Below are 12275 nucleotides of genomic sequence, written 5' to 3'. Positions count from 1 at the left end.
GCGACGAACCAGATCGACCTGACATGAGCTTCATCCTTTCCAACCGATGAAGCCTCCAGCAATCCCGGCGCGGTTCATCTGAGGTCGGTCGGCACGTCGGTGGTGCCCCGGTCGGCGGTGCTCAGTGTGGTGCGGGCGGTCGGTACGCTGCCGGCCACCTGGGTGTTGTGCCCCCACTCGGCCTTGGTCAGGAACCCGCCGCGGTCGTAGGGGAGCACCCGGTAACTTTCGTGGAAACAGCTGGGCAGGCAAAACCAGTTGGTCTCGCGCTCGTAGGTGTAGTCGATGACGTTCTCATCGGCGTCGATCTCCTGGTCCAGGTTCCAGCGCCACACCCCGGTACAGGTCGGCGGAATCGCATCAGCCAGGTAGCGGTCGTAGCACGGCTCGCCGGAGTCGTTGCCGACATAGGGCACCTGCCACTGGGCGTCCTTGCGGAAACCGAACCGGGATACCAAACCGTCGGTGGAAGTGATCTTCCAATACGCCTGGCTGTCGGCGCCGCCGGTCAGCTGCTCGATCTTCCAACCGAAGTCCGGCACCGTCTTCCATGCGCCCGAGACGCGGTCCTTGACGATCTGCGCCGAGCGGCCACCCAAGTTGAGCACCAGCTCCGACTGCGTCATGTCGTTGGTGGAGGCATCGTTGTCGTTGGCGTCCGGCGACTCCCAGCACAACGCCTTGCCGAAACTACCGGTCTCGGTGGCCGTCCAGATCAGGCTGGCCTCTTCGTTGTAGAAGTTGTCCACGACGCAGCGGCGAAAACGGCGCTCGATGAATCCGGCATTCAGCTCCCAGCCCGCTCCTACCGCGCTGGACTGGTTATTGGTCCAGTCCCCCTGCCCGTCAACGGAGGAGGCGTCATAGCCCAGCGACAGGTCCGGTCCGTTGCCGGCTGGTGCGGGCGCTTCGGGCAGCGGGTAGTCGTAGTTGAAGCCACCGCCGGAGGTGCCGGCCTGCCAGGTGCCCGACGGTTTGAGATCGGTGGCACCGAAGTTGCCGTCCGGGCCGGTCAGACCGGCGGCCATCAGGAACACCGAGCCCTCGGCCAGCTGCCTGGCCGCCGTCGCCGCGGCCGCGGCCTTGGCCGCGGCTTTCGCATCGCCCTTCGCCGCAGCGGGCACCTTGGCTGGCGTGCTTCGACCGACCTCAACGTCGGCGACCAGCACACCGGCCTTGAGGTCGTTGGAGGTCTTCACCACCTGCGACTGGATTACACACTCGGGCGGACGTGGCGTCTGGATGGCACAAGCGGGCAGTCGCAGGATCTGCAGACGGCTGGCGAAGTTACCGCCGAACCCGTCGCGAAAGCTCGCGTAGGAGAACTCCGCCCGCACCTTTCCCGGCGCCGTCGTCCCATCGGCCCGCTCGAACCAGGCCGCCACCCCGACCCCGCCCAACGTGCGCACTGCCTCGGCCGGCAGCGTGTGCACCTTCACCGCACCTACATCGGTGGCGGCGTCCACCGCACCGATCCGGACCGGCAGGTCACCGGCCCGCACCAAAGTGGTTTTTACCTCGACTTCGGCGCTGCCCGCCCTGGGCCACAACGGAGGCTTCGGCTTCGCCACCGGTGCGCTGTCCTCCGCCCCTTTGTCGGCCTTGGGTTTCGGTACGGCACGCCCGTCCACCGACGGCTCGGGGTCGGAGGAGGGAACGGCCGCTGCGGCTGTTTGAACCAAGCGGTCGGGAATTCCCACTCCGGAGATCAAAACCGCCATCACCATCCCGACCACCAGGGAAATAAGATGAAATCGCGCACGCCGAACCCGCATCCCGAACCCTTCCGCAGGCACGCTGACGCAGACCCCGACCCCGGGGCCATTACGCGTCGGCGAGCAGATAAAGAGCAAACAAGAGGACGATCACCGTGGATATTGACCGAGATGACAAGAGCGGTCAACCACTGGAAAGTGGCTTACCGGATACGCGAGGCAACGGTCGGCCGTGCTGCCGCAACGTCTAGACCTCGTTCATCCTGGTCAAGATCACATCTGTAGGTACGAGCCAATCGGTCGACACCGGACGAGTCCGCCAATGTGACTTACGTCACGTGAAGGACCGAAAATGTATTTCATGAAGGTGGTGAGCGGAAACCATAGGCGCTTGTGCGCAAGTCGATTTTGAATGAGCTGGTGAGTGACCTCTATGCGAGACGCCGCAATATCGAGCTGACCTATACCCGGGTTCCGTAGTTGGTGGTCACACATGATGCCGAATCTGATGCGTGGGCTGCGGGAATGCCGACGCGGCCGGGAAAGGGCTTGTGCCTACGCTCTCCTGGCCTGCCCGGAGCTTGCTCAAGAGGGATCGAAGGCTGTCACCCGGGGCGGCGGAGCGATGGAAAGCACCTGTTAAATGGTTTTTGACCGGGTCGCAGCGGAGTGGTCCGAGTGATCGTCCCGACCTCCCCGGCAAGGGTGACCTGCTTGAGCCGGGCGGTCTCCCGGCGGATATAGCGCCAGCTTTGCCCGAAGGAATGCTCCGCGACACGGATGAGCAGCAGGGCGAGCCAGCAGATCAGCACGTGAGCGCCGCACACCTGGCCATTGACAGACGCGACGACACGTGCGCCGGGGAACACGCTAGACACCGTCGTCGTCACCGCGCAGGGAACGGACCATGTTCCGCAGGATCCGGAATGTATCCGACCGCTCGGTCTCCGTCATGCCGAACAGCATTCTGACCTCGACGGACCGGACCGCCGCGGTCGCCTTCTCGAGGCTTCGCCGGCCGCGAGGCGTCAGCCGCGCGGGAAGAGCCTTTCCGACGGGTGCCTCCGCGGGTCTAGTCACGTAGCCCTCTCGTTCAAGGGCTTGGAGCAGCACGTTCATCGACTGCCGTGTCACAAACGCACCCCGGGCGAGCTCGGAGTTCGACAAGCCCGGTCGTTGAGCCAGCAGTTCGAGGCAGGAGTAGCGCGTCACGCTCATCCCGAGTGGCCGCAGCACCTCCTCCATGGCTGCACGGAGGGCGCTCGACGCCTCTTTCAGCAGGTAACCCAGCGACGTCTCCAGGTCGACGCCGGTATCGTTTTGACTCATGTCAGGATTCTGACATACATTGACCTGTGTCAGAAAGCTGACATGCGCAGAAGGAGCATCGCCATGCCCGCCACCGGCCCCGACTTCATCTCGCTCCAGGCGCGCGACCTCGACGCCTCACAGGCCTTCTACGAGCGGTACCTCGGCCTGGTCCGCTCGCCGTCCGGACCTCCGCACGCGGTCGTCTTCGAGACGAAACCGATCGCGTTCGCCCTCCGCGACGTCGTTCCCGGCACCGATCTCGCATCCGTCGCCCAGCCCGGCATCGGTGCCGCGATCTGGCTCCACGCCACAGACGTCCAGGCCGTTCACGACGCTCTCGTCGCCGATGGCCACACCATCGTCTCCGCACCGATCGACGGCCCCTTCGGCCAGACGTTCACCTTCGCCGACCCCGACGGCTACCAGATCACCCTCCACGACCGCGCCTGATCAGCCAAACGCCACCGGACGATCAAGCCGCCGGTTCGAGCCGTTCCATGCGAGTGACCAGGCCGACGGTAAGGCCGGCGTCTCCCACCCGAGATCGGCATTCAAAAGATCGACGACCCGTCGTACGGGAGGCGGAACCAGACCGTCCCGCCCGCCCCGTCGTCGTGGTCGGCACCCCAGGCGGCGGCCAGCTGGTCCACCCAGGCCAGGCCGCGCCCGCTGAGGCTGTCGTCGTCGGCCGTCCGGATCACGGGCACGCTGGTCGCCGAGCCTTCGTCGGTCACCTCGACGTGGATCAGGTCCCCACCCAGTCCCACCCGGACCGTGATGAGCCCATCCGGTCCGGCCGAGTCGCTGTGCAGGATCGCGTTGGTGACCACCTCGCTGACGAGCAGTTCGGCCGTCTCCAGCGTCTCGGCGGTCACATGACCGCGCAGAAGCTCCACCGTCCACGTGCGCGCGGCCCCCGCCGACCGTGCGACGCCGGGAAACTCCCGCCGCCCGAGAACGCGCAGCCCGTCCCAGCGCCCGGCCGTCGCACCGTGGCCGATCCGATCGGGCGCGCTCACGTGATCGCCGCCGACGCGATCATGTCGGCCGCGTTGTCCGCCTCGGCGCAGATCCATTCGCGCCGCCGCCACAGCACCGACCACCACGGCCGCCAGATGAAGACCCAGCCCCACGCGCGGTGAACGACCCGGATTCGGAGCCGCACCCCGGACACGGACATGATCTCCAGCACCGGCGGCCCCGCGGCGGGGACCACCACCGAGGTGGAGATTCCCAGAACCCTCAGGTCCCAGCCCAGCCGTGCGAGGTGGATGTACTGCTCCTGCTGCGGATCGTGCTTTCGCACCGGTGTCGCCATCTTCACACCGCCTCCGTAGTTGTCTGACTACACTCCGGAACGTACCGCAGGTCATAGGGGTCTGGTGGTTACCTTTGGAAACTTCCAAAGCGGAGGAACGGAAGGAAGGTGCGACCTTGACCGCTGACACGAGTCCCACCGTGCGCAGACGTCGCCTGGCATCGGAGCTGCGACGGCTGCGCATCGAACGCGGCCTGTCCATGCAGGAGGCCGCGGAACGGATGGAGCTCACGCCGGCCTCCGTCAGCAGGATCGAGACGGGCCGCCGAGGCATACGCCCGCGAGACCTCCGCGCCTTCCTCGACATGTACGAGGTTCCCGAAACCGACCGGGAGCCCCTGCTCGCCCTGTCCAGGGAGGCGCGGCAGCGGGGGTGGTGGCAGAACTACGGGGACGTGCTGCCCGGTGAGTACGCGACGCTCATCGGGCTCGAAGCCGAGGCGACGTCCCTCAGGACGTACCAGCAGACGCTGGTGCCGGGAATGTTGCAGACCGCCGACTACGCACGAGCCCTCATCGCGGCGGGACGTCCAGGCGACACACCGGAGGAGGTCGAGCGCAGGGTCTCCGTTCGGATGGAGCGCCAGAAACGGCTCACGGACGGCGACCCGCTGGAGTTCTCCGTCGTTCTCGGCGAAGGCGTGGTGCGTCAGCACGTGGGAACGGCCCAGATCACCGCCGGTCAGTTCAAGCACCTCGCCGAGATCGGCCGCCTCCCCAACGTGATGATCCAGATCCTCCCCTACCGGGCCGGGGCGCATCCGGCGATGACCGGGTCGTTCACCGTCGTGGGCTTTCCCGCCTCGAACGACCTGGACGTCATCTACCTGGAGAACATGTCCAGCGGCCTGTATCTGGAGGACGCCGCCGACGTCCGCCGGTACGTCTCGGTGTTCGACTACCTCAGGGCCGCGGCCCTCAGCCCCGCCGAAACGGCGGTTATGCTGATGAACGCGCCGAACACCGTGGCGTGAGTGTCCAGCCGAAGGGGCGTCAGATGTCCGAACCGGTAGACCTGACCACCGCCACGTGGCGCAAGAGCTCGCTCAGCGGAGCCAACGGTGACTGCGTGGAGGTCGCGGACCTGGGCGGCGTCGTGGCCGTCCGCGACTCCAAGAACCCCGGCGGTCCCGCACTCGTCCTCACCCGCGACACGTGGTCGGCCTTCGTCAGGCGGCTGAAGAACGACGTGTAAACGCCCGAAACTCAAGGCGGGCGCCGGACGGGACACAGCCGACGGCCGGTGAACGCGGAGCATTCGTGCTTCACAGTCCGCCGGGATCGCGCGGGCCACAGGCCGCACGATCCCGACGGGATCCGGGGAAACGTCAGGTCACCAGGTCGGCGACCAGTTCGAGCTGTTCCAGGCGCAGCCGCAGGGTCGGGGTGACCAGGCCGACGACCAGGCTGGTGGCGCCCGCCTCGCGGTAGGCGGCGACGCGCTCGCGGAGCTTGCCGGGCGGCCCGCACATCGTCATCGCGTCGACCAGGCCGTCGGGCAGCAGCGACATGGCCTCGCCCTGGCGTCCGGCCAGGAACGCCTCCTGGATCTCCTCGGCCTCCTTCTCGAAGCCCAGGGAGCGGGCCAGCCGGTTGTAGAAGTTGGTCCGGCGCGAGCCCATGCCGCCCAGGTAGAGGGCGAGCATCGGCCGCATCATGTCGAAGGCCAGCTCCTCGTCCTCGTCGACGAGGGTGAGGATCATCGGGGCGACGTCGAAGCCGTCCAGGCTGCGGCCCGCACGCGCCGCGCCGGCGCGCAGGTGCGCCATGCGCTCGGCCAGGTGCTCGGGCGGGAAGTGGATCGCCAGCCAGCCGTCGGCCAGTTCCCCGGCCAGGGCGGTGGTCTCCGGGCCCATGGCGCCGAGATAGACCGGCAGGTGCTTCTGGACCGGGGAGACGCCCAGCGAGAGTTCCTTGCCCTGGCCGCCGGGGAGCGGCAGCGTCATCGTCTCGCCCGCGTAGCTCACCGGGCGGCCCTCCAGGGCCAGGCGCAGCACCGACAGGTAGTCGCGCGCGCGGGCCAGCGGGCGGTCGAACCGCTCGCCGTGCCAGCCCTCCACGACCTGCGGCCCGGACACGCCCACGCCCAGGCGGGCCCGGCCGCCGGAGACCTGGTCGATGGTGGCGGCCGTCATCGCCGCCACCACGGGCTTGCGGCCCGACATCTGCAGCACGCCGGTGCCGATCCCGATCCGTTCGGTCTGCCCGGCGATCCAGGCCATCAGGCTGGCCGGGTCGGTGCCGTAGGTCTCGGCGGCCCACACCGAGTCGTAGCCGAGCCGTTCGGCCTCGCGGACGAGGGTGAGGTGGTCGGCCGGTCCGAGACCGGCACCACCCCAGTAGCTCATGCTGTAACCGAGACGCATCCGATCTCCTCTGCGATGACGGCGGCGAGCAGGTCGGGGACCTCTTCGGCCAGCCAGTGTGACGCGTCCAGCTCGCGCATCGACAGGCGCCGCGCGCTCTGCCTGCGCCAGCCGAGCAGCCCGCCGCGCGACACCGAGCCGTCGCGGCTGCCGTACAGGACGGTGATGGGGGTGGGCAGCGGCGGCGCGGGGCGGTGCCGGTATCCGGCGAGCATGCCGAAGTCGGCGCGCAGGGCGGGCTCCAGGATGGGCCGCAGCACCTCGCGCTCGGCCACCTCCGCCGGGACGCCGCCCAGCTCGATGAGCTGGTCCCAGAACAGCCAGGAGGGCAGGGACGGCAGCCTGCGCAGCAGGAGCGTGACGTCCGGCGCGGCGAAGGACCCCACCAGCAGCCGCACCGGCCCGGCCGGGGCCTGGCCCGGCTCGGGTGCCGTGCCCGGCCCCGGTGACGCGACAGGCCCCGGGGGCGGTGCGAGTTCGGCGAGGCGGCGGCAGACCAGGTAGGCCAGGAGCGCGCCGCTGCAGTAGCCGAACAGCGCGTACGGCTCACGCGCCGTCGCCAGCAGGTCGCGGGCCAGGACGTCGACGAGCGCGTCCAGGTCCTCGGCGGGCGGTTCGGCCAGCCTGGCCTGGCGGCCGGGCAGGTTCACCGCCCAGACCTCGACCTCGTCGGGGAAGAGCTCGGCCAGGCCGGTGAGCGAGGCCGGGCCGCTGCCCGCGTTGGGGAAGGCGTACAGGCGGATCCGGCCCTCCCGCCGCTCCCCCACCGGCACGAACCACGGGGAGGAGGTCACGGACGTGCCCCTTCCTGGATGTAGGCGGCCAGTTCGGCCGGGGTGGGATGGTCGAAGACCGCGCGCACGCCGATCGGGTGACCGGCCAGGTCCTCCAGGGGGGCGATCAGCCGCACCGCGAGCACCGAGTGCCCCCCGTTGAGGAAGAAGTTGTCGTGCTCGCCCAGGTTCGGGCGGCGCAACGCCTCCCGCCAGAGCCGCAGCACGCCCTCGGCGAGTTCCGAGCTCGCCGGTGCCTGCGGGGCGGCCGGCGCGTCGTCCTCGGGCACGGTCAGCGCCCGATGGTCGATCTTGCCGTTGGCGGTCATGGGGAGCTCCGGAGCCAGCACGATCCCCGAGGGCACCGCGTAGTCCGGCAGCCGCGTCCCGGCGTAGCGCCACAGCTCCTGGCGCAGGGCCGCGCCCGACTCCCCGTCGGGCAGGTACGTGGGCTGCACGAACGCCACCAGCCGCTCGTCGTGCACGATGACGGCCGCGACCTTGACGGCGTCGTGGTGGTGCAGCACCGCCTCGATCTCGCCCAGCTCGATGCGGTGCCCGCGCAGCTTGATCTGGCGGTCGTCGCGTCCCAGCAGCTCCAGCGTGCCGTCGTGCCTGAGCCGTGCCATGTCGCCGGTGCGGTAGAAGCGCCCGTGGCGGGGGTGCTCGCCGAACCGTTCCGCGGTGAGCTCCGGCCGGTTGACGTACCCGGCGCTCACCCCGTCGCCCGCCAGGCACAGCTCGCCCGGCACCCCCGGAGGGGCCTCGCGGCCGTCGGCGTCCCGTACGAAGATCCGGGTGTTGGCGAGCGGCACCCCGATCGGCACCGGGTCGGACGGCGGGGTCGTGATCTCCGCGGCGGTGGACCAGATGGTCGTCTCGGTGGGGCCGTAGACGTTGAACAGCCGGCAACCCAGGCCCAGCAGGTCGGCGGCGAGCGCGGCGGGCATGGGCTCCCCGCCGCACAGCACGATCCGGCCCTCCAGCTCGCCGCCCGCCTCGGGGGCGATGAGCCGCCACGCCGTCGGGGTGGCCTGCACCACGCGCACGTCCCGGGCCGCGATGAGCTCCAGGAACCTGCGCGGCTGGAGCTGGTCGTCGTCGGAGGCGACGACCAGGGTGCCTCCGGCGACGAGCGGGAGCATCAGTTCCAGCGCGGAGATGTCGAACGAGGTGGTGGTGGACCACAGCACCGCGTCCGACGTCCCGGCCCCGAGCCGGCCGGCGAAGTCCAGCACGAGGTTGGCCAGGTTGCCGTGGGTGACGGCGACCCCCTTGGGCCGTCCGGTGGAGCCCGAGGTGTAGATCACGTAGGCGATCGAGTCGCCGGTGATCGCCGCGGCGGCCCCGGCCGGGTCCAGCCGCGGACCCCCGGCGGCCCCGGGGGACGCCGGCATGGCGATCACCGGGATCTCCCCCGCCCACGGGGCGTCGGCGTCGGAGATCACCAGCCGGGCGCGGCAGTCCTCCACCTGGTAGGCCAGGCGCAGCTCGGGCTGGCGCGGGTCCAGCGGCAGGTAGGCGGCCCCGGCGGCCCAGACGCCGAGCACCGCGGCGACCGTCCCCGCCGAGCGCGGCAGGCCGAGCGCCACGATGTCACCGGGCCCGACGCCGTGCGAGACCAGCGTGTCCCTTACCGTCGCCGCCCAGGCGAGCAGCTCGTCGTAGCCGACCTCCCGGTCGCCGTCGAGGACGGCCGTCCCGGTGCGGGCGGCGATCCTCTCCGGCAGCGTGGCCGGGCCCTCCCAGGTCCGCGCGGTGTCGTTGAGCCGGTCGAGCAGGGCCCGGTCGGACGCGGAGAACGCCTCCAGCGTCCGCTGCGGCCGTCCGCCGTCCTCGGCGGCCCGCCGCAGCAGCGCGGTCATCCGGGAGACGAACGCGGCGATCTCGGCCTCGTCGTGGACCTCGGTGCTGTGCCAGACCCGGATCGTGAGCCTGCCGGGCTCCTGCACCGCGATGCACTGCAGGTCCAGGCGGCTGCGGTCGAACAGGTCCTCGACGTACTCCGGGACCGAGCCCCGGATGCTGACCTGCTCGTCGGTCCAGGGCCGGTAGTTGAACATGTGCCGGAACAGCGGAACCCGCCAGTCGCCGGTGTCGTGCCCGCGCTCGACCAGTACCGCCTCCACCGAGGCGTCGGCGTGCTCGACGGCCTCGAAGAAGGCGTCCTCGACCCGCCGGACCAGGGCGGCGAAGCCCTCGTCGGGGTCGGCGAGCACCCGGATCGGCAGCGTGCTGACGCCGTAGCCGACGTGCCCGCGCATCGCGGAGGTCCTGGTGGTGACCGGCATGGCCGCCACCAGGTCGGGACCGGCGCCGTGGGCGCGCAGGGTGAGCATGAACGCCGCCGCCAGCACGATGTTGTCGGTGGTGCGCAGGCCCGTCCGGAGCGTGTCGAGCGCCCGGCGGGTGTCGGCGTCCACCTCCCACGAGCAGGTGTGCCCGGCGAAGGTCGGCCGGGCGGGCGAGGGCCTGCTGCCGGGCAGCACCATCGCGCCGGGGTCGACGTCGCGGAGCCGCTCCAGCCAGTAGTCCAGCGAGGCGCGCGAGGCCCGTCCCGGCTCCAGCATGGGCGCGGTGCCGGTGAGCGCGGCCGGGAGCGGCTCCTGGCTCGTCTGCGCGTCGTAGAAGCCGCCCAGCTCCTCCACGAGGAACTGCATCGAGGTGGCGTCCACGATGATGTGGTGCGCGACCAGGCAGACCACGCTCCCGCCGCCGTCGGGCAGCGTGAAGTGTCCCGCGCGCAGCAGCAGGTCGCGGTCCAGGTCGAAGGGCACGTCGAGGAACGCCTGGAGGTCGGCGACCAGCGTCTCCTCGGTGGTCTCGCCGTTCACCAGCTTGATCTGCGCGTCCTTGGGCGCGGTGAGGTGCCGCACGGGCGCGCCGTCCACCTCGGGGAACCGCAGGCGCAGCGCCGGGTGCCGCTTGAGCAGCCGGTTCACCGCGATCTGCAGCGGGAGCCTGCGCAGCGGCTCGCGGGTCCTGAACGCCACCGCCAGGTTGGACACCCCGCTGGACCCGGCGAGCTGCTCCAGCACCCAGAACGAGTACGGGACCGCCTCGGGCCCGCGCAGGGGCTCCTCGGGCTCGGGCAGGCCCTCCGGTGACCGCACCGGAAGCCCGGCCTCCCCGGCCGTTCCCGCGCCACCGGTCTCCCGGCGCGCCGGGACGGGCCCGGAGACGACGGGAGCCTGATCCGGTACGGGCTCCCGGACCGGGTCCCGGACGGGGTCCCGGGTCCGGGCCGGCGCGGCGGTGCCGTGCACGCCGGGGACGGGCAGGCGCTGCAGGGGGTGGTCGGGGTCGAGCGCGACCCAGTCCACCGGGTGGCCGAGGGTCCACAGCCGGGCGACGGCCGCGAGCAGGCCGCGCCGGTCGTCACCGCAGTCCAGGGTCGTCCCGCCGGCGGCCCGTCCGGTCCGCTCCCCGGCCGTGCCGACCAGCAGGGACGGCGACGGATCCGCGACATGGGCGAAGGGCTGCTCCCCGGACGCCGTGGAGGCGGTCACGGAGGAGGCGGTGGGCTCCGTCGCCGTGGAGTCCGTGGAGGTGGAGTCCTTCACGGAGGCCGTGGAGTCCGTCGCGGAGGCCGTGGAGTCCGTCGCGGAGGCCGTGGAGTCCGTCGTGGAGGCCGTGGGTGCCGTCTCGGAGGCCGTGGGTGCCGTCTCGGAGGTGGACAGGCGGGCGATCGCCTCGTCGAGGTCCACGGCCCCGGACAGGACCGCGGCGGTGAGCGCGCCGACGCCCTCCCCCGAGCAGGCGAGGGGGGTGACGCCCCAGCCGGTCAGGGTCGCGGCCAGCGCGTGGGTGACCGCGAACGTCACCGCGTCGTCGTCGCGCTCCCCGGCGAGCCAGGCGTCGTGAAGGTCGACGCCGTGCCGCTCGAAGCGTTCCAGGCAGACGTCCACGGCCTCGCTGAACAGCCGCTCCGTCCCGTAGAGGGAGGCGCCCAGCCGTCCGGCGCCACCGGAGGGGAACACGAAGGCGACACCCTCCGCACCGCCCCCCGATCCGGCCCGGCCGACAGGGATCGACCGGGTGGTCCCGGGGAACTCCGCTCCGTCCCGCCCTGCGGGCCCGGCCGGGTCCTCCCCGGGGAGAACGGCCGCGGACAGGGCCTCGGCGGCCTCGGCCGGGGTCGCGGCCACGACCGCTCCCCGTACCGGGTGCGCGGTGCGGCCCCGCTGCAGGACGGCCACGGCGTCGGCGAACCGGTCGGCCGGGAGGGCGGCGAAGAACTCCGCCAGCCTCGCCCGTACGGTCTCGGCCTCCTCGGCCGTGCGGCCCGACCAGACGACGACGCGCGGCCGGTCGCCGGCGGGCAGGTGGATCGGCGGGAAGCCGTCCCGCACCGTCGGCGAGCCCGGGGACGCCGACGATCCGGCGGGCGTGCCCGCACGGCCGGTGCCCGGGACGTTCGCGGCCGGACCCCGGCCCGGCGATCCGGACCCGCTGCGGGCGGGGCCGGAGGCCGTCGGGGGGCCGTCGGCGACGTCGATCACGGCGCGTACGAGATCACCGTCGAGCAGGGCGTCGCCCAGCCGCCGGAGCACGACCCGGGTCTCGGGTCCGGCGACCGCGCGCAGGTCCGGCCCGGCCGGGGCCACCGCGAGGTCGCAGTCTCCCGAGGCCAGGGCCAGGCAGGCGGCCCCGGCGGTGCCGTGGACCGCGAACACGCCCGGGAGCCGGGCGGGGTCGTGGCCGGAGTCCTCCAGCGCGGCCTCCACGGCCTCGGCGGGGCCGGTGGGGCCGGTGGGGCCGGTGGGGAGCGATGAGTGTGGGCCCATGCCGA

At 71.4% G+C, this 12275-nt stretch carries 10 protein-coding genes and 1 pseudogene; 3 read left to right on the top strand and 8 right to left on the bottom strand.

Features of this window, described 5'->3' with window-relative positions; genetic code table 11:
- Positions 1 to 74: 74 nt before the first annotated feature.
- From ACLQ2R_RS25340 to ACLQ2R_RS25330, 3 genes and pseudogenes are all read right to left on the bottom strand, one after another.
- On the bottom strand, positions 75 to 1727 hold the full coding sequence (locus tag ACLQ2R_RS25340; RefSeq protein ID WP_425963055.1) for a SpvB/TcaC N-terminal domain-containing protein: 1653 nt from the start codon (positions 1725 to 1727) through the stop codon (positions 75 to 77).
- Positions 1728 to 2300: 573 nt separating this feature from the next.
- A pseudogene (locus ACLQ2R_RS25335) lies at positions 2301 to 2533 on the bottom strand (IS1634 family transposase); the annotation flags it as partial.
- 52 nt (positions 2534 to 2585) lie between these two features.
- Positions 2586 to 3044 (bottom strand): MarR family winged helix-turn-helix transcriptional regulator, encoded by a 459-nt coding sequence (locus ACLQ2R_RS25330; protein WP_425963041.1) that lies wholly within the window; start codon positions 3042 to 3044, stop codon positions 2586 to 2588.
- Positions 3045 to 3107: 63 nt separating this feature from the next.
- On the opposite strand from ACLQ2R_RS25330, the gene ACLQ2R_RS25325 reads away from it, so the two are divergent.
- A complete protein-coding gene (locus ACLQ2R_RS25325; RefSeq protein ID WP_425963054.1) occupies positions 3108 to 3476 on the top strand; it encodes a VOC family protein in 369 nt (122 codons plus the stop codon).
- A 101-nt stretch (positions 3477 to 3577) separates the two neighbouring features.
- Here the strand turns inward: ACLQ2R_RS25325 and ACLQ2R_RS25320 are convergent, their stop codons facing one another.
- Together ACLQ2R_RS25320 and ACLQ2R_RS25315 are read right to left on the bottom strand one after the other, a co-directional pair.
- Positions 3578 to 4045 (bottom strand): ATP-binding protein, encoded by a 468-nt coding sequence (locus ACLQ2R_RS25320; protein ID WP_425963039.1) that lies wholly within the window; start codon positions 4043 to 4045, stop codon positions 3578 to 3580.
- Entirely contained in the window at positions 4042 to 4332 is a 291-nt protein-coding gene (locus ACLQ2R_RS25315; RefSeq protein ID WP_425963038.1) for a hypothetical protein, read from the bottom strand. Before ACLQ2R_RS25315 ends, ACLQ2R_RS25320 begins: the two co-directional genes overlap by 4 nt.
- Positions 4333 to 4460: 128 nt before the next feature.
- Between ACLQ2R_RS25315 and ACLQ2R_RS25310 the strand changes: the two genes are divergently transcribed.
- Both ACLQ2R_RS25310 and ACLQ2R_RS25305 read left to right on the top strand, forming a co-directional pair.
- A complete protein-coding gene (locus tag ACLQ2R_RS25310) occupies positions 4461 to 5318 on the top strand; it encodes a helix-turn-helix domain-containing protein (RefSeq protein ID WP_425963037.1) in 858 nt (285 codons plus the stop codon).
- 23 nt (positions 5319 to 5341) lie between these two features.
- Positions 5342 to 5539 carry a DUF397 domain-containing protein gene (locus tag ACLQ2R_RS25305; RefSeq protein ID WP_425963036.1) on the top strand — a complete coding sequence of 66 codons (198 nt, stop codon included), beginning with the start codon at positions 5342 to 5344 and terminating at the stop codon, positions 5537 to 5539.
- A 133-nt stretch (positions 5540 to 5672) separates the two neighbouring features.
- On the opposite strand, the gene ACLQ2R_RS25300 is transcribed toward ACLQ2R_RS25305, so the two are convergent.
- From ACLQ2R_RS25300 to ACLQ2R_RS25290, 3 genes are read right to left on the bottom strand one after another with little or no spacing between them, the layout of a single operon-like run.
- Entirely contained in the window at positions 5673 to 6710 is a 1038-nt protein-coding gene (locus tag ACLQ2R_RS25300; RefSeq protein ID WP_425963035.1) for an LLM class F420-dependent oxidoreductase, read from the bottom strand.
- Complete coding sequence (locus ACLQ2R_RS25295) at positions 6689 to 7504, bottom strand: thioesterase II family protein (RefSeq protein ID WP_425963033.1); 816 nt, start codon at positions 7502 to 7504, stop codon at positions 6689 to 6691. The genes ACLQ2R_RS25300 and ACLQ2R_RS25295 overlap by 22 nt, the downstream gene beginning before the upstream one ends.
- Positions 7501 to 12270 carry an amino acid adenylation domain-containing protein gene (locus tag ACLQ2R_RS25290; RefSeq protein WP_425963032.1) on the bottom strand — a complete coding sequence of 1590 codons (4770 nt, stop codon included), beginning with the start codon at positions 12268 to 12270 and terminating at the stop codon, positions 7501 to 7503. Before ACLQ2R_RS25290 ends, ACLQ2R_RS25295 begins: the two co-directional genes overlap by 4 nt.
- Positions 12271 to 12275: the final 5 nt, after the last annotated feature.

The organism is Streptosporangium sp. DT93 (genome assembly GCF_049844535.1).
Classification (GTDB): Bacteria; Actinomycetota; Actinomycetes; order Streptosporangiales; family Streptosporangiaceae; genus Streptosporangium.
The sequence above is the reverse complement of the archived record's forward strand: the minus strand, read 5'-3'. Positions and strand labels throughout refer to the sequence as shown.

Excerpts from the sequence above, each read along its gene's own strand:
- ACLQ2R_RS25300 (WP_425963035.1), bottom strand. The coding sequence starts at position 6,710 with ATGCGTCTCGGTTACAGCATGAGCTACTGGGGTGGTGCCGGTCTCGGA.
- ACLQ2R_RS25340 (WP_425963055.1), bottom strand. The coding sequence starts at position 1,727 with ATGGTGATGGCGGTTTTGATCTCCGGAGTGGGAATTCCCGACCGCTTG.
- ACLQ2R_RS25290 (WP_425963032.1), bottom strand. The coding sequence starts at position 12,270 with ATGGGCCCACACTCATCGCTCCCCACCGGCCCCACCGGCCCCACCGGC.
- ACLQ2R_RS25305 (WP_425963036.1), top strand. The coding sequence starts at position 5,342 with ATGTCCGAACCGGTAGACCTGACCACCGCCACGTGGCGCAAGAGCTCG.
- ACLQ2R_RS25330 (WP_425963041.1), bottom strand. The coding sequence starts at position 3,044 with ATGAGTCAAAACGATACCGGCGTCGACCTGGAGACGTCGCTGGGTTAC.
- ACLQ2R_RS25325 (WP_425963054.1), top strand. The coding sequence starts at position 3,108 with ATGCCCGCCACCGGCCCCGACTTCATCTCGCTCCAGGCGCGCGACCTC.